The sequence below is a fragment of the Streptomyces sp. NRRL F-5727 genome (assembly GCF_000719555.1).
Classification (GTDB): Bacteria; Actinomycetota; Actinomycetes; order Streptomycetales; family Streptomycetaceae; genus Streptomyces.
In genome coordinates, this window is record NZ_JOGX01000005.1 from 104,313 (window position 1) to 119,718 (window position 15,406).

Annotated in this window: 13 protein-coding genes; 4 read left to right on the forward strand and 9 right to left on the reverse strand. The window is 73.4% G+C overall.

From position 1 onward, the window contains the following. Positions 1-4 precede the first annotated feature (4 nt). Positions 5-862, reverse strand: a complete 858-nt coding sequence (locus tag IF73_RS0105875; RefSeq protein ID WP_031004186.1) for an RNA polymerase sigma factor SigF — start codon at positions 860-862, stop codon at positions 5-7. Positions 863-1,029: 167 nt separating this feature from the next. On the opposite strand from IF73_RS0105875, the gene IF73_RS0105880 reads away from it, so the two are divergent. Continuing rightward, positions 1,030-1,452, forward strand: coding sequence for an ATP-binding protein (locus IF73_RS0105880; protein ID WP_031004188.1), 423 nt, complete (start codon positions 1,030-1,032; stop codon positions 1,450-1,452). Between the two features lie 330 nt (positions 1,453-1,782). Beyond that, entirely contained in the window at positions 1,783-2,040 is a 258-nt protein-coding gene (locus IF73_RS0105885) for a WhiB family transcriptional regulator (protein ID WP_031004190.1), read from the forward strand. Between the two features lie 73 nt (positions 2,041-2,113). Here the strand turns inward: IF73_RS0105885 and IF73_RS0105890 are convergent, their stop codons facing one another. Together IF73_RS0105890 and IF73_RS0105895 are read right to left on the reverse strand one after the other, a co-directional pair. Then, the gene (locus tag IF73_RS0105890) at positions 2,114-2,599 is read right to left on the reverse strand and encodes an ATP-binding protein (RefSeq protein ID WP_031004192.1); all 486 of its coding nucleotides are present in this window, start codon (positions 2,597-2,599) and stop codon (positions 2,114-2,116) included. 113 nt (positions 2,600-2,712) lie between these two features. Then, on the reverse strand, positions 2,713-3,924 hold the full coding sequence (locus IF73_RS0105895) for a PP2C family protein-serine/threonine phosphatase (protein WP_234338166.1): 1,212 nt from the start codon (positions 3,922-3,924) through the stop codon (positions 2,713-2,715). 107 nt (positions 3,925-4,031) lie between these two features. Between IF73_RS0105895 and IF73_RS0105900 the strand changes: the two genes are divergently transcribed. After that, a complete protein-coding gene (locus IF73_RS0105900; protein WP_037878354.1) occupies positions 4,032-4,544 on the forward strand; it encodes a MarR family winged helix-turn-helix transcriptional regulator in 513 nt (170 codons plus the stop codon). 119 nt (positions 4,545-4,663) lie between these two features. Here IF73_RS0105900 and IF73_RS0105905 read toward each other — a convergent pair whose 3' ends face one another. The 6 genes from IF73_RS0105905 to IF73_RS0105930 form a co-directional block, all read right to left on the reverse strand. Further along, positions 4,664-5,836, reverse strand: coding sequence for a PP2C family protein-serine/threonine phosphatase (locus tag IF73_RS0105905; RefSeq protein WP_031004196.1), 1,173 nt, complete (start codon positions 5,834-5,836; stop codon positions 4,664-4,666). Positions 5,837-5,903: 67 nt separating this feature from the next. After that, positions 5,904-6,272 carry an STAS domain-containing protein gene (locus IF73_RS0105910; RefSeq protein ID WP_031004198.1) on the reverse strand — a complete coding sequence of 123 codons (369 nt, stop codon included), beginning with the start codon at positions 6,270-6,272 and terminating at the stop codon, positions 5,904-5,906. 46 nt (positions 6,273-6,318) lie between these two features. After that, positions 6,319-8,712 (reverse strand): SpoIIE family protein phosphatase, encoded by a 2,394-nt coding sequence (locus tag IF73_RS0105915; protein WP_051716560.1) that lies wholly within the window; start codon positions 8,710-8,712, stop codon positions 6,319-6,321. Then, on the reverse strand, positions 8,709-12,737 hold the full coding sequence (locus IF73_RS0105920) for a HAMP domain-containing protein (protein WP_031004202.1): 4,029 nt from the start codon (positions 12,735-12,737) through the stop codon (positions 8,709-8,711). Before IF73_RS0105920 ends, IF73_RS0105915 begins: the two co-directional genes overlap by 4 nt. A gap of 311 nt (positions 12,738-13,048) precedes the next feature. Then, entirely contained in the window at positions 13,049-13,210 is a 162-nt protein-coding gene (locus IF73_RS0105925) for a DUF5670 family protein (RefSeq protein WP_030215177.1), read from the reverse strand. A gap of 94 nt (positions 13,211-13,304) precedes the next feature. Then, the gene (locus IF73_RS0105930; protein WP_031004204.1) at positions 13,305-13,676 is read right to left on the reverse strand and encodes a hypothetical protein; all 372 of its coding nucleotides are present in this window, start codon (positions 13,674-13,676) and stop codon (positions 13,305-13,307) included. A 107-nt stretch (positions 13,677-13,783) separates the two neighbouring features. Between IF73_RS0105930 and IF73_RS0105935 the strand changes: the two genes are divergently transcribed. Further along, positions 13,784-15,376, forward strand: a complete 1,593-nt coding sequence (locus IF73_RS0105935) for an FMN-binding glutamate synthase family protein (protein ID WP_031004206.1) — start codon at positions 13,784-13,786, stop codon at positions 15,374-15,376. Positions 15,377-15,406 lie beyond the last annotated feature (30 nt).

Genomic DNA, 15,406 nt, shown 5'->3' on the forward strand with positions numbered 1-15,406 from the left:
CGGATCAGTCGGCGCCGGTGCCCAGCAGCCCCTCGCGCAGGCGCTTCACAGTGCGCGCGAGGAGCCGCGACACGTGCATCTGCGAGCAGCCCAGCTGCTCACCGATCTGCGCCTGGGTCAGTTCCTCGACGAACCGCAGGTGGATGATCCGGCGGTCGCGCTCGTCGAGGTCGGCGATGAGCGGGGCCAGCGAGTGGAAGTCCTCCACCAGCTCCATGGCGGGGTCCTCGGTGCCGATGAAGTCGGCCAGCGACGCGTCGCCGTCCTCGTCCTCGCCGCTGAGGGCGGCGTCGAGCGACGAGGAGTTGTAGCCGTTGGAGGCCAGCCGCGCCTCGGTGACCTCCTCCTCGCTGAGGCTCATCAGATCGGCCAGCTCCTTGACCGTCGGCATCCGTCCGAGGCGGGTGCTGAGTTCCTCGGTCGCCTTGGCCAGCTCCACCCGCGCCTCCTGGAGCCTGCGGGGAACGTGCACCGCCCAGGAGGTGTCCCGGAAGAACCGCTTGATCTCGCCGACGATGTAGGGGACGGCGAAGGTGACGAACTCGACCTCGCGCGACAGCTCGAACCGGTCGATCGCCTTGATCAGGCCGATCATGCCGACCTGGACGATGTCCTCCATCTCGTCGGCGCGGTGCCGGAAGCGCCCGGCGGCGTAGCGGACCAGGCTCATGTTCATCTCGATGAGGGTGTTCCGCGCGTACTGGTACGCGTGCGTCCCCTCCTCCAGCGTCGCGAGCTCCTGGAAGAAGACCTTCGACAGGGACCTCGCGTCCCTGGGCGCGACCGCAGACGTGTCCGGGATCTGAGGCAGCGTCCCCGCTCCGGACTCGACTCCCTGCCGCGACATCGTGGTGACCGTCACACCTGTCCCCTTTCACGTGTGTTCCTCATCGGGATGCGTGGCCCGTGACTCCCCGCCTACCCCGACTTCTCGTCTCCAGACCTGCCGACCCCTCATGGATTTCCGGTCCGTTTCTCCCGCCCGTGCCAGGGACAGACGGAACCTGACCGGTCGTCCGAAGGAGAGACATGACACGGGATCCCTCGATGAGGGCCGTCGGCTGGGCGCGGTCGCTGCCGATGGGCAGCAGCGTGAAGACGGCCCGGGACTGGACGCGCGAGCACCTGGCGGCGATCGGCTGGGACCGCACCGCGCCCGGCGTCGCGGACGCCGTCGTGCTGACGGTCTCCGAACTCGTCACCAACGCCCATGTGCACGCCCACAGCGACGCGCAGCTGATCCTCACCTGGGACGAGGAGTGCCTGCACGTCACCGTGCACGACACCTCCCCGCTGCTGCCCGAGCAGCGCAGTCCGGACGACGGCGCGCCGGGCGGGCGCGGCCTGCTCCTGGTCGACGCGCTCGCCGACGACGTGCGGACCCGCCCCTGCCCGCGGGGAAAGGACGTCACGGCCTGTTTCCGCCCGGCCGCCGGCGGCCGTCCCGGCTGAGGGGCCGCCGGCCGCCGCACGTCACCGTCTCCGCCGCGTTCCCCGACCCTCCGGACGCAGGACGGACGCGGGTGTTTCGCCGTGGGGTTCGGGGTCAGGCGCAGTCCCGAACGCGGTCCGCTCCCGGAAGGATTCCGTCGTGCCGGTCTTGCTGGTCCTGGTGTTCGGTGTGGGTGTGGCGATGGCGTGGTGGAGCGTCGCGCCCGTCCCGCGCGGCCCGCGGCGTGGTCCCCGGTGACGCCCCGGAGCGGTCCCGCGCGGGTTTCACGGACGGACGAGCGGTCAGGCGGACGGGGACACGAATCCCTACTCATGTGCCAGGAGGCTCACATGGACGGCTGGCGTGCGGCCGCGGCCTGCCAGGAGGCCGACCCCGATCTGTTCTTCCCGGTGGGAACCGGCGCCACGGCGCTCGCTCAGGAGGAGGAGGCCAAGCGGGTCTGCCGGCACTGCCCGGTACGCGAACCGTGCCTGCGCTCGGCCCTGACGCAGCCACACCCGCCGTCGGGCGTGTGGGGCGGCCTGACCGAGGCCCAGCGGCGTTCTCTGGCCCGCCGGTCACACCGGCGGGCCGACGACCGCGGGTGACCGGCCCGCGGATCACGCCCACCGCGCCCCCCGGAGGCGTGGTGGGCACGGCGGCCCGTGAGGCGCCGGTGCGTCAACGCGCCCGCCGGCTCCGCGGGTGCGCCGGGGCGGCGTACTCCGGCAGCAGGGAGAGGCGGGCGCGGACCCGCTTCCCCTCCGGAGCCGGCTCCACGGTCAGGCTCTCGCAGACGGCGACGACGATCTCGACGCCGTGCTGACCGATGCGGCGGGGGTCGTGTCCGCGGGGCACGGGGGCGGCCTGCTCCTGGTCGAAGACCGAGATCTCCAGGATGTCGCGGCCCAGTTCGAGGAGGAGCCGGCAGGGGCCGGCCGTGTGCCGGATCGCGTTGGTGACCAGCTCGCTGACCACCAGCTGCGCGAGCTCGACGCGGTCGTCGCCGACCGGTCCGTGCAGCACGGTCGGGGCGGCCGCGAGGAACTCGGCCGTGAAGGCGCGCGCCGCGGCGATCGCCCCGCCGCGGGCGGCGGCGGCGTAGACCACGCTCGCGGACAGCAGAGGCTCCGGGATCGCGCGTTCCGCGGTGATCGCGTCCGTCATGGCGCTGGTGCTCCCCTCGTCCCGGGTCGGCTGCTGGGCTCCTCGTACCCGCCTTTCCCCTGTTCATGGCCCCGACACCGCCCGCACCGCGGATCGCACCCGTCGACAGCGCGTCAGGGGGACGCCGGCACGGTCGCCATGGGCCCCCCGTGCCGTCCCTCGCCCGGGCGTGCGGCCTCGTGGCCGCGCCAGTCGAGACAGAGTACGAGGACGGCCTCCGGCACGCCATGGGGCGTCCCGCGCAGCGCCCGTACGACGGCCCGGGGGACGTCCGCGCCCTTCCGGCGGCGTACGTCGGTGAGGGCGCGGGCGACGGGACCGTCCGGCGCCTCGTCGCCGGCGCCGGCCGCCGGCTCTCCGGCGCCGTGGGCGACGAAGACCAGCCGGTCGCCGCACAGGAGGCGCAGGCGCTGGGGGGAGTAGACGGTGTCCTCGAACATGCCCAGGGGAAGCTGTCGGTCCAGATCGATGCGCTCTGTCCCGGTGGAGCGGACGCGCCAGAGCGTCGGCGACCCGGCGTCCACCACCTCGGCCTCGCCGGTGGTCAGGTCGAGGCGGAGCAGCAGGGCGGAGAGCGGATGCTCGCCGCGGTACTGCCCGTAGAGCGCCTGGTCGGTGAGGCTGGCCTGGGTCGCCAGGTCGAGCCCGGCCCGCCGGGCGTTGCGGATCGCCGTCAGGGCGAGGGTGCTCGCCAGGGCGGCCGGGGTGCCGGGTCCGGCGCCGTCGGCGACGACGATCACCAGGTCCCGCTCGGTGGCGCTCCAGTCCAGGAGGTGTCCTCCGGAGGTGTAGGCGGGCTCCCAGTGGGCGTGGAGGTCGAAGGCCGGTCCGGCGCAGGCCCGGCCCGGCAGGGTGTCCCACTGCATCTCTCCCGCGACGCTGAGGGCGTGTGTCCTGCGGGTGCGGCGGTACAGGTCGGTGTGGCGGTCGGCGACGCGCAGGGCGTGTCCGAGGGTCTCGGCGACCCGGGCGAGGCTCGCGGTGGTGTCCGGGGCGGACCGGTCCGCGGGCAGGACGACGACCAGGACGCCGAACCGGTCGCCGCGGACCGTGACGGGCAGGTAAACGGTCGCCGTGGGCCCGACATCACGGAAAAGATATGGTTGCTGGGTGCGGAAGACGCGGCCGGCGGGGCCCGCGTCCACGGGCGCGTGCGGCATCCCGGCAGGTGTCTGGACGGGCTCCACGGGGCGCAGGGTCGTGAATCCGTAGTCGACGAGCAGCAGGTCGGCGGAGGTCGCGGCGTACAGGTGCGCGAGACAGGTACGGAGGGAGTCCAGGAGGAGGTGTGGTGCCGCCCGGCGCAGTGCGCCTTCCACCGTCACGTGTCGATCCACCGGATCCGTACCGCCTTCTGGAGAGTTGTGGAGATGACCGGACCGTCGCGAGGCCGCTGCCCCCGGCCCCGGGCGTCCGAGGAGGGTCGGCAGGCATGAAGGGCAACCCCGCCCCGCCGCCACGGGAACCGCAGCGGACGGCAGAGTCCGCCCGGGAGCTCATCGAGCTGCTGGAGGTGCTGTGGGAGCGCGGCCGGGACATGGTGTCGTCGACACCCGTCTCGGCGAGTCAGCTGCGTGTGCTGTACAGCCTGGACCGCGAGGAGGGCATCAGCCTGCGCACCCTGGGCGAGCTGCTCGGCTCGGCACCGCCCTCGGTGAGCCGCATGTGCGACCGGCTGGAGGCGCTGGGTTTCGTGCAGCGGCTGCCCAGTCCCGTGAGCCGTCGGCAGCTGGAGCTGCACCTGACCGTGCACGGCAAGGCGTACCTGCGGGACCTCAGGGTCCAGCGCGAGGAGGCCCTGCTCGCGGTCATCGCGGGCATGTCGCCGGCGAGCCGCAAGGCGCTGCTGAGGGGGCTCACCGGGTTCCACGAGGCCGTGGGAGGGAGCGGAGCGGCCGTCTCGTCACCGGCCCGCACGCCGCTGAAGGACGTCAGTTCGGCCTGATCCCCGCGTGACGCCGGCTCCGGCCGGGCGCACACCCCATGTCCTCATTGCCACCTCTGGTCGTCCTCGACGGCGTTCTTCCGGGCACCCCGCCAGGTGTTGCCCCAAGGATACAGTTGTCACCCGGCAACGGTTGACGTGGTGCCGTACCAGTCGAGGCAGACGACCAGGGCGTCGTCCTCCAGCGGGCTGCCGCCGTGGTGGACGGCCAGCTCCCGGAGCACCGCCTGCGGCACCTGCGTGGGCGGCAACAGCCGCGTCCCCCGCAGCGCGCGGGCGAGCGCCCGGTCCCCGTAGCTCTCCCCGGCCGGCGAGACGGCCGCGTACACCCCGTCGCTCCCGAACAGCAGCCGGTCGCCCGGCCGCACCGAGAACCGCTCCGGTACGTACACGGTGTCCTCGAACATGCCGAGGGGCAGCTGCGCCTCGAAGCCGACGGACTCCACCACCTGCCCCCGCTGCCGCCACAGACGGGGCGATCCGGCGTCCACGGCCTCCACCTCGCCCCTCGCCAGGTCGAAGCGGAGCAGCAGCACCGACACGAAGGCTTCGCCCCGGTACTGGGCGTACACGGCCTGGTCCGCCAGCGCGGCCTGGTCCGCCAGCGGGAGGCCGGCCCGGCGGGCGTTGCGGAGCGCGTTGATCGCGAGGTTCGTCAGCAGGGCGGCCTCGATGCCCTCCCCCATGCCGTTGGTGACCGTCAGGGTCAGCAGCCCGTCCGAGACCGACCAGTCGTAGTTGTCGCCGAAGATGGCGTAGGCGGGCTCCAGGTGGGCGGCCAGGGCGAACTCGGGACGAGCGCAGGAACGGCCGGGCAGCAGCTGCCACTGCATCTCCGCCGCGAGCGTGAGCCGTGTCGCACGCCGAGCCAGCACGTACAGGTCCGTGTCGCGCTCCGCCACCAGGATCTCGTGGCCGAGCGCCTCGCAGAGCTGGGCGAGCCCCGGCAGCAGCTGCCCGACGTCGGCCTGCGGGGGCAGCTCGGCCGTCAGCACCCCCAGCCGGTCCCCGCGGACCGTGACGGGCAGATGCAGCCGGAGCGCCCCGGGCTCGTGGACCACGTGCGGCTCCTGGGCGCCGAAGGCGCGCCCCTGGGGACTGTCGTGGATCGGCACCGACGGATCCGCCCCGGGAACGTGCCCGACGAGCTGGAGCGTCCGCAGGCCGTAGTCGGCCATGCGGAGTTCCACCCGCAGCACCCCCCGGTCCCTGAGGGCGTCCTCGACGACTCCCACGAGCCGGTGCGGAGCCGCCCGGCGGAGCGCCTGCTCGATCTCGGCGATCTCGCACACGGTCTTCCTCTTCCTCCTTCTCTTCCCCGCGCCCGGTCCCCGTGCACGGGACGCCGCCACCGGTCCGCTAGCTCGCGCCGCCGGCCGCGGCCAGCGCGTCCGCCACGGTGTCGTGCGGCGGGATCGTCGTCGTCACGCCGGTGATCTCCAGGATGCGGCGCACGGCCGGGGTCGGCGCGGCGAGATACAGGTCGCCGCCGGTCTCCCGCGCCCTGTTGACCGCCCGGATCAGGACGTTCAGCCCCGAGGAGTCCATGAAGTCGAGGGCGGACAGGTCCAGCACGAGACGGCACCGCCCCCGGCCGAACTGCTCCGTCACCAGCTCCTGCAGCCTGCCGGCCGTCTCCATGTCCAGCTCGCCCGTCACGGTCAGCACCGCCGTGCGGCGGTCGCGGATCTCGACGTCGACATCAAGGTTCGGTTCACGCTCGGACATGTCTCCTGCTTTCCGTGGGGGGCCGGTCGCGGGGCGGACGGTCGGCTCAGGACACCTGGACACCGACCACGCACGTGTCGTCGTCCGTGTCCGACTTGCTGCGCGCCAGCAGCTGGTCCAGCCGGCGTTCGAGGCTGTCGGACGGCTGCCGGGCGACGGTGAGCAGCTGGGCGACGGAATCGTGGACGGCGGTGTCGCGCCGCTCGACGAGCCCGTCGGTGTACATCAGCACCGTGTCGCCGGGTTCGAGCCGCAGCTCCGCCTCCTCGTACTCGGCCTCCGCGAGCGCTCCCAGCAGCATCCCACCCAGGAGCGGCAGGTCGTACGCCTCCTCCCCGCGCACCAGCACCGGCGGGAGGTGGCCCGCGCGGGCCCAGCGCAGCGTACGGCTCTTCGGGTCGTAGACGCCGCAGACGGCGGTGGCCGTCACATGGGCGGTGAGGTGGTGGGCGACGCTGTTCAGCCAGGACAGCAGCTGCCCCGGGCCCGCGCCCGTGACGGCCAGGCCGCGCAGGGCGTTGCGCAGCACCACCATGCCGGTCGCGGCCTCCACACCGTGGCCGGCGACGTCCCCGACACAGAGGAGGACCTTCTTGGAGGGCAGCACGACCGCGTCGTACCAGTCGCCGCCGACCAGGGACTCGGACTCCGCAGGCCGGTAGCGCACGGCCACGTCGAGTCCCGGGGCGTCGAGCGGCGGCATGGCCGGCGGCATGATCGCGTGCTGGAGCTGGAGGGTCAGCCGGTTGCGCTCCTCGGCCTCCTCCTCCGTCGCCGCCAGCCGGTCGCGGGTGGCCGTCAGGGCGACCTCGGTCCAGTGCTGCGCCGAGATGTCCTGGTAGGCGCCGCGGACGGTCTGGAGAACGCCGTCGCCGCCCGGGGCGGGCTCGGCGGTCACCCGGATGTGCCGGGTGACGCCGTCGTGGCGGAGCATACGGAAGGCGGCGGAGCCCACCCGCCGCTGGTCCAGCACCTGCTGGAGGAAGCGGCGGATGGTGTCGGCGTCGTCGGGGTGGGCGTGGGCGGCGAGGTCGCGCAGGGCGACCGGCGGCTCCGTCGTCCTGCGCCCGAAGAGCTCGTACAGCTGGCCGTGCCAGGTGATGTCGCCGGTGACGAGGTCCTCCTCGAAGGCGCCGACCCGGCCGAGGCGCTGGGCGTGCTGGAGCAGGCTGGCGAGGCGCGCCGACTCGTCCTCGACGCGCCAGATGAACAGGACGCTCGCGCCGTACCGGCTGATGCTCATGTCGGCGAGCGAGGCGAGCGGCACCTGGTCCACCAGGGCCGTGAGCCGGACCCGTCGGGCGCGGAACGGTTCCCCCGTGGCGTAGACCCGCTCGATCCGTTCGAAGAGTTCGCTGCCGCCCGCCGTCGCCGGGTACGCCTCCAGGAACAGGGCCCCGTCGACGGACCCGCGGGGCCGTCCGGCCGGATCCTGGAAGTGCGCGTTGACGTGCCGGATGCGGAAGTCGACGAGCTTCCCCGCCTCGTCCAGGTGGGGGGTGAGGACGAGGGCGGGGTCGTAGAGCCCGTTCGCGAGTTCGGCCAGCGCCGTCGCCCCGTCCCCGCCGGGGACCGGGAGGCCGCCGGGGACGGAGAAGCCCCCGGGGGACGCCTCCGGCAGTGTCTCCAGGGTGTGGGCGCAGAGCTCGGCGAGGGCCTCGACCTGGCGCTCCACGGCCTGCGGCAGGGGGTCGAGCGGACGGGCCCAGCAGATCTCCAGGACGCCGTGGATGCGGCCGCCGGTCCCGGCGGGGACGACGACCCGGCCGCCGTCCGGATGGCGCCCCCGGCCGATCGAGGGGATGCCCGCGGCCGCCAGGGAGGCGTAGCGGACGGTTCGGCGCCCGATGAGCGCCTGGCGGGCCGCGGTGGTCACACCCGGCGGCACGTAGTGCCAGCGGGCCGCCTCGTCGAGGCCGAAGCCGGCGTGGCCGCGCAGGCTCAGCGAGGTGTCCGGACCGGTGGTCCAGATCGCGACGGCGACGGCGCCCAGCGGTTCGAGAGCGTGCCGCAGCAGCGACTCGGCGACGGCCTGGGTGTCGCCGGCGCTGAGCGCCGCGCTCTCCGCCGTGCGCAGCCGCACGGCGACCGAGGCGGCGGCGGTGGCCGCGGGCTCGCCGACGGCCGTCCTCACGAAGTCGTCCGCCGCCTCGGCCATCCGGTCACGGGCCGCCTGGTTGATGATGTCCGCGGCCAGCTCCAGCCGGGACAGCCCGGCCCGGTCGGCCAGCTCCGCGAGCTGGCGGGCCGCCTGGGCCGGGCCGCAGCCCAGGCGCTCGACGATGACCCCCTTGGCGAGTTCGATCAGGGCCCGGCCCTCGGCCGCCGCGTGTGCGGCGCGTACCTCGCCGCGCAGCCGTTCCACCGTGGCGGCCAGTCGGCCGTCGGCGGTGGCGGCGGTGTCGGGGACGCCGGTGCCCGGGGGCGGGGGAGTGGTCACGAGGCCGTCCCCCCGTCGAGCCAGCGGCTGACGCAGGCGATGAGCTCGTCGGCGTCGACGGGCTTGGTGACGTGGTCGCTGGCCCCGGCCGCGAGGCTCTTCTCCCGGTCGCCCGGCATGGCCTTCGCGGTGACGGCGATCACGGGCAGGTCCGCGTACTGCGGCAGCTCCCTGATCCGCGCGGTCGCCGTGTAGCCGTCCATCTCCGGCATCATCACGTCCATCAGGACGAGGGCGACGGACGGGTTCGCCAGGAGCGTCTCGATCCCCTTCCGGCCGTTCTCGGCATGCAGCACGGTCATGCCGTGCAGCTCCAGGATGCCGCTGAGGGCGTACAGGTTGCGGGCGTCGTCGTCGACGGCGAGGACGGTCCTGCCGCGCAGGGTGCCGTCGACGGCCCGGGGCGCGGGCGCCCGGTGGCCGCCCCGCACCAGGGGCACGACGTCGCCCGGCTGCTCCGCGGACAGGTGGAGGGCGATCCGCTCACGCAGCTCGTCGAGGCTGGAGAGGAGCTCCAGCGGGCGGCGGCGGGCGAGGTCCTGCAGGGCGCCCTCCTCGTCGGCGGGAAGCCGGCGGTTGTGGTGGGCGAGGACGGGGACGGTGCGCAGCGCCTCGTCGCCGTCCACGGCCTCCAGGAAGCGCAGGGCGTCGCCGTCCGCCATGTCGACGTCGAGCACGACGCAGTGGAACGGCTGGGTGGCGAGCGCGGTGGCGGCTTCCTGGGGCCCGACGACCGCGATCAGTTCGATGTCCGTCCGGCCCGCGGGCCCGCCGTCGGCCGAGAGCTGGGTCACCGCGTTCTCGGCGACGACGGCGAGGAGCCCGCGCGGGCGCTCCTCGATCACGAGGAGGCGCCGGGCCGGCCGGGCGGCCGGGGCGCCGGGCAGCGCCGGCGCCCCGCCCCGGGCAGGGGCGGGGACGGAGGGCATCGCCGAGGGGTCCGTCGGCGGGGCGGCGGCGTCGGGCTGTTCGGTGAAGTCGGTGCGGGTGACGGGGAGGTAGAGGGTGAAGGTGCTGCCCTCGCCGGGCACGCTCGTGACGGTGAGGGCGCCGCCGAGCAGATGGGCGATCTCGCGGCTGATGGAGAGGCCCAGGCCGGTGCCGCCGTACTTGCGGTTGGTCGTCCCGTCGGCCTGCTGGAAGGCGCCGAAGATGGCCTCCAGGTTCTCGGGGGCGATGCCGATGCCGGTGTCGGCGACGCGGAAGGCGACGACGGGGCCGCCGCGGTGCACGGACAGGGGCAGCTCGCCGTCCGAGGCCGGTTCGATGCGCAGCTCGACACCGCCCTGCTCGGTGAACTTGACGGCGTTCGACAGCAGGTTGCGCAGCACCTGACGGAGCCGGGTGTCGTCGGTGACGAGGTCGACGGGGACGCCGGCGGCCGTGGAGACCGCGAAGGCGAGGCTCTTCTGCGAGGTGAGGGGGCGGAACGTGGCCTCGACGTAGTCGAGGAGCCTGCGCAGGGGCACGCGCTCCGGGTTGAGGTCCATCTTCCCCGCCTCCACCTTGGAGAGGTCGAGGATGTCGTTGATCAGCTGGAGCAGGTCCGACCCGGCCGAGTGGATGATGCCGGCGTACTCCACCTGCTTGGCCGTCAGGTTGTGGGTCGGGTTCTGGGCCAGCAGCTGGGCCAGGATCAGCAGGCTGTTCAGCGGGGTGCGCAGTTCGTGGCTCATGTTGGCCAGGAACTCCGACTTGTACGTGGAGGCCAGGGCGAGCTGCTGGGCGCGGTCCTCCAGCTCCTGCCGGGCCTGCTCGATCTGGAGGTTCTTGGCCTCGATGTCGCGGTTCTGCGTGGCGAGCAGGGCCGCCTTCTCCTCCAGCTCGGCGTTGGAGCGCTGGAGTTCCTCCTGCCGCGCCTGCAGCTCCTCGGTGCGGGAGCGGAGTTCGCCGGCCAGGCGCTGGGACTCGTCGAGGAGTTCGTCGGTGCGCGCGTTGGCGACGATGGTGCTCAGGTTGACGCCGACGGTCTCCATGAGCTGTTCCAGGAAGTCCCGGTGCACGGAGGTGAAGGGGGTGAAGGACATCAGCTCGATGACGCCGAGCACCTGCTCCTCGACGACGACCGGCAGCACCACGAGGCTGCCCCGGGACGTGCTGCCCAGGCCCGAGGAGATCGTGGCGTAGTCGGCGGGGACGTTGTCGGCGGCGATGGTGCGGCGGCTGCGGGCGGCCTGCCCCACGAGCGACTCGCCCAGCCGGAAGCGGGCCCGGTCCCGGTCGCCGGCGGGGCGTCCGTAGGAGCCGACGAGGACCAACTCGACGCCGCCGGCGCCCTCCTCCGCGAGGTAGAAGGCGCCGTACTGGGCGGCCACGAGCGGGGTCAGCTCGTCCATGACGAGTTCGGCGACGACGGCCAGATCGCGGTGGCCCTGCATCAGCGCGGACATCCGGGCCAGACTGGACTTGAGCCAGTCCTGCTCCTGGTTGGCCCGCGTCGTCTCGCGCAGCGAGCCGACCATGGCGTTGATGTTGTCCTTGAGCTCGGCCACCTCGCCCGACGCCTCGACGGTGATCGAGCGGGTGAGGTCGCCCTCGGCGACGGCGCTCGCGACCTCGGCGATGGCGCGGACCTGGCGGGTGAGGTTGCCCGCCAGTTCGTTGACGTTCTCGGTCAGCCGCTTCCAGGTGCCGGACACCCCCTCGACCTCGGCCTGGCCGCCGAGCCGGCCCTCGCTGCCGACCTCGCGGGCCACGCGGGTCACCTCGGCCGCGAACGAGGACAGCTGGTCGACCATCGTGTTGATGGTCGTCTTCAGCTCCAGGATCTCGCCCCGGGCGTCCACGTCGATCTTCTTGGACAGGTCGCCGTTGGCGACGGCGGTCGTGACCTGGGCGATGTTCCGGACCTGTCCGGTCAGGTTGTTCGCCATGGAGTTGACGTTGTCGGTGAGGTCCTTCCAGGTGCCCGCCACGTTCGGCACCCTGGCCTGACCGCCCAGCCGGCCCTCGGTGCCGACCTCCCGGGCGACCCGGGTCACCTCGTCGGCGAAGGCGGACAGGGTGTCCACCATGGTGTTGATGGTGTCGGCGAGGGCGGCGACCTCGCCCTTGGCCTCCACGGTGATCCGGCGGGAGAGGTCGCCGCGGGCCACGGCGGTGGCGACCTGGGCGATCGAACGCACCTGCCCGGTGAGGTTGGAGGCCATCACGTTGACGTTGTCGGTCAGGTCCTTCCAGGTGCCCGAGGCGCCCCGGACGGTGGCCTGGCCGCCGAGGTTGCCCTCGGTGCCGACCTCGCGGGCGACCCGGGTCACCTCGTCGGCGAAGGCGGAGAGCTGGTCGACCATCGTGTTGATGGTCGTCTTCAGCTCCAGGATCTCGCCCCGGGCGTCCACGTCCACCTTCTTCGACAGGTCGCCGCCCGCGACGGCGGTGGCGACGTGGGCGATCGCCCGCACCTGCGCGGTGAGGTTCCCCGCCATCGAGTTGACGGAGTCGGTCAGGTCGCGCCAGGTGCCGGAGACGCCCTTCACGTCGGCCTGTCCCCCGAGGATGCCCTCGCTGCCCACGTCACGGGCCATGCGCGTGACCTCGTCGGCGAAGGACGAGAGCTGGTCGACCATCGTGTTGATGGTGTTCTTCAGCTCCAGGATCTCGCCGCGCGCGTCCACGTCGATCTTCTGGGAGAGGTCGCCCTTGGCGACGGCCGTCGCCACGTGGGCGATGTCACGCACCTGAGTGGTGAGGTTGCCGGCCATCGCGTTGACCGAGTCGGTCAGGTCGGCCCAGGTGCCGGACACACCGGGCACGGTGGCCTGCCCGCCGAGCGTCCCCTCCGTGCCGACCTCCCGCGCCACCCGCGTCACCTCGGAGGTGAACAGGGAGAGTTGATCGACCATTCCGTTGAACACCCGGGAGATCTCACCCATCAGCCCGTCCGCCTCGTCCGGCAGACGGGTGCCGAAGTCGCCGTCCCGCACGGCCGTGAGCCCGGCCAGCAGCTGACGGAGTCCAGGCTCGACCACCGCGGCCGGTCCGGGGTGCTCCCGGCCGGAGGAGTCCCTGGTCGTCGTCTCAGACATGCCCATCCTCGTTCCCCAGCAAGCTTGCGCGCATGGACCGTACGGCCCGCGCCACGCGCCGGACGACCGGTCCCCCGGGACGGCTCCGGGTGCCGCGATCGTTGCCGTACGGCAATCATGACGACACTACCCCTCCGTGATCGACAAGAGGAGGCCGGTGCCGGTCATCCGGCCGGAACCCGTCCCCGCCTGCCGGGCGCGCGCCCCGAGGACGACTCCGTTTCGGGCGGCTGAACACAGGACCGAGCCCGGCACGCTCCTGACGGAGGTGCCGGGCTCGGTCGCGCCGCGGGAGGGCGCCGCGGGGCCGCCTACCAGCGGTACCAGCGGCCCGTGCCGCCCTTCGGCCGGGCCACGAAGCCCAGCAGCCACAGGACGAGCACGATGACGGCGATCCACCAGAGCGCCTTGACGGCGAAGCCGGCGCCGAAGAGGAGCAGGGCGAGCAGCAGGACGAGCAGCAGGGGGACCATGGGGATCGACCTCCGTGAGGACGGTGACGAAGGGCAGAGGGGGAGGCCGGCGTGCCTGTCCGGGCCTCCCACGGGGACGGGAAGGGCCGCCCGCTCAGTCGCGGCGTCCGAAGAACAGGGCCACCGGGCCGAGGTCGCGCCGCGCGGCCCTGTGCCCGGCCCTGCGCCCCCACCCGTAGGCGAGGGCGAGCGCGGCCGCCGTGCCGGCCACGGCACCGGCCGTCACGGTCCGGTGCGCACGCGCGGCGGCCCACAGGTCGCTCCCCGCGCCGCGGGCCACGTACGCGGCAGCGCGGGCCCTGTCGGCGAACGGCGCGGGCAGGGCGCGCGGCTCACCGACATCGTCCGGCTCGTACTCCTCGTCCACGTCGGGGTCGTCCACCCGCGTCAGGCCGGCGTGGTCCGGGACGGCGTAGGGGCCGGTCCAGGGGAACTGATTCCGTCCGATGTTCTCCGAAGCACTCATGGGCATCGTCTCGCCTGAGTCCCGCGCGCTAAACCTGAACGGGTCCCGGCGCCCCGCCCCGCCTTCCCCCGCGCTTGACCGCGCCCGTCCGGGACAGACGGCCCTCCATGGTGACGTCACTGCTCGTGGTCTGCCCCGTCCTCACCGCGCTCGCCACCGGCCTCGCGGCCGTCCTGGTGTCCCCGTGGTGGTGGTGCGCGGCCGGCCCGCTCCTGCTGCTCGCCGCGGTCGCGTCGTACGACGTCGTCCAGCGGCGCCATTCGATCCTGCGCAACTATCCGCTCCTCGGGCACCTGCGGTTCGCGATGGAGGCGATCCGCCCCGAGGTGCAGCAGTACTTCGTCGAGAGGAACGTCGACGGCGTGCCCTTCGACCGGGACACCCGGTCCATCGTGTACGAGCGGGCGAAGGGGACGGACGCCGAGGACCCCTTCGGCACCGAGCTGGAGCTGGACCGGACCGGCACCGAGTACCTGGTCCCCTCCATGGCGCCGCGCCCGGTGCCGGACGCGGCGCCCCGGGTCCCGATCGGCGGCCCGGACTGCGCGAGGCCCTACGACATGGCCCTGCTCAACGTGTCGGCGATGAGCTTCGGCTCCCTGTCGGCCCGGGCCGTCCGCGCCCTGAACGAGGGCGCCCGGCGCGGCGGCTTCGCCCACGACACCGGCGAGGGCGGCATATCCGAGCACCACCTCGCCCCCGGCGGCGACCTCGTCTGGGAGATCGGGACCGGGTACTTCGGCTGCCGTGCCGAGGACGGCGGCTTCGACCCGCGGCTCTTCGCCGAGAAGGCGTCGCTCGACCAGGTCGCCTGCGTCCTGCTGAAGATCAGCCAGGGCGCGAAACCCGGCATCGGGGGAGTGCTGCCGGGTTCCAAGGTCGGCCGGGAGATCGCCGCCGTCCGCGGCGTCCCCGAGGGCCGTACGGTGATCTCCCCGCCGTACCACCGCGTCTACCGGACCCCCCGTGAGCTGGTGCGCTTCCTCGGCCGGATGCGGGAGCTGTCCGGCGGCAAGCCGGTCGGCTTAAAACTGTGCGTGGGCGCGCGCCGCGACTTCCTCGCCGTCTGCAAGGCGATGCTGGAGGAGGACCTCACGCCCGACTTCATCGTCGTCGACGGGGCGGAGGGCGGCACCGGCGCCGCCCCGCTGGAGTTCGCGGACACCGTCGGCCTGCCCCTCACCGAGGGCCTGACCACGGTGCACCGGGCCCTCGTCGGCACGGGGCTGCGCGACCGGATCAGGATCGGCGCCTCCGGCAAGATCGCCACCGGGAGCGACATCGTCAAGCGGCTGATCCAGGGCGCCGACTACACCAACTCCGCCCGGGCCATGATGTTCGCCCTCGGATGCATCCAGGCCCAGCGCTGCCACACCAACACCTGCCCCGTCGGAGTCGCCACCCAGGACCACAGGCGTGCCCGCGCCCTCGACGTCCGGGACAAGGCGGAGCGGGTCCGGCGCTTCCAGGAGGCGACCGTCCGCAGCGCCCTCGCGCTCATGGCCGCCCTGGGCGCCGACGGCCCCGGGGACCTGGAGCCCCGCATGCTGCTGCGCCGGGTCGGACCCGACGCCGTGCGCTCCCACGCCGAGCTGTACGAGCCGCTCGAACCCGGTCTGCTCCTGTCGCCCGCATCGGTTCCGGACACGTGGGCAGGCGACTGGAAGGCGGCCCATCCGGACCGGTTCACCCTCCGGTGAACCGGCCGGCAGCCACAGCGAAAGGAGACC

Excerpts from the sequence above, each read along its gene's own strand:
- IF73_RS0105885 (WP_031004190.1), top strand. The coding sequence starts at position 1,783 with ATGGACGGCTGGCGTGCGGCCGCGGCCTGCCAGGAGGCCGACCCCGAT.
- IF73_RS0105910 (WP_031004198.1), bottom strand. The coding sequence starts at position 6,272 with ATGTCCGAGCGTGAACCGAACCTTGATGTCGACGTCGAGATCCGCGAC.
- IF73_RS0105930 (WP_031004204.1), bottom strand. The coding sequence starts at position 13,676 with ATGAGTGCTTCGGAGAACATCGGACGGAATCAGTTCCCCTGGACCGGC.
- IF73_RS0105920 (WP_031004202.1), bottom strand. The coding sequence starts at position 12,737 with ATGTCTGAGACGACGACCAGGGACTCCTCCGGCCGGGAGCACCCCGGA.
- IF73_RS0105935 (WP_031004206.1), top strand. The coding sequence starts at position 13,784 with ATGGTGACGTCACTGCTCGTGGTCTGCCCCGTCCTCACCGCGCTCGCC.
- IF73_RS0105890 (WP_031004192.1), bottom strand. The coding sequence starts at position 2,599 with ATGACGGACGCGATCACCGCGGAACGCGCGATCCCGGAGCCTCTGCTG.
- IF73_RS0105880 (WP_031004188.1), top strand. The coding sequence starts at position 1,030 with ATGACACGGGATCCCTCGATGAGGGCCGTCGGCTGGGCGCGGTCGCTG.
- IF73_RS0105900 (WP_037878354.1), top strand. The coding sequence starts at position 4,032 with ATGAAGGGCAACCCCGCCCCGCCGCCACGGGAACCGCAGCGGACGGCA.
- IF73_RS0105925 (WP_030215177.1), bottom strand. The coding sequence starts at position 13,210 with ATGGTCCCCCTGCTGCTCGTCCTGCTGCTCGCCCTGCTCCTCTTCGGC.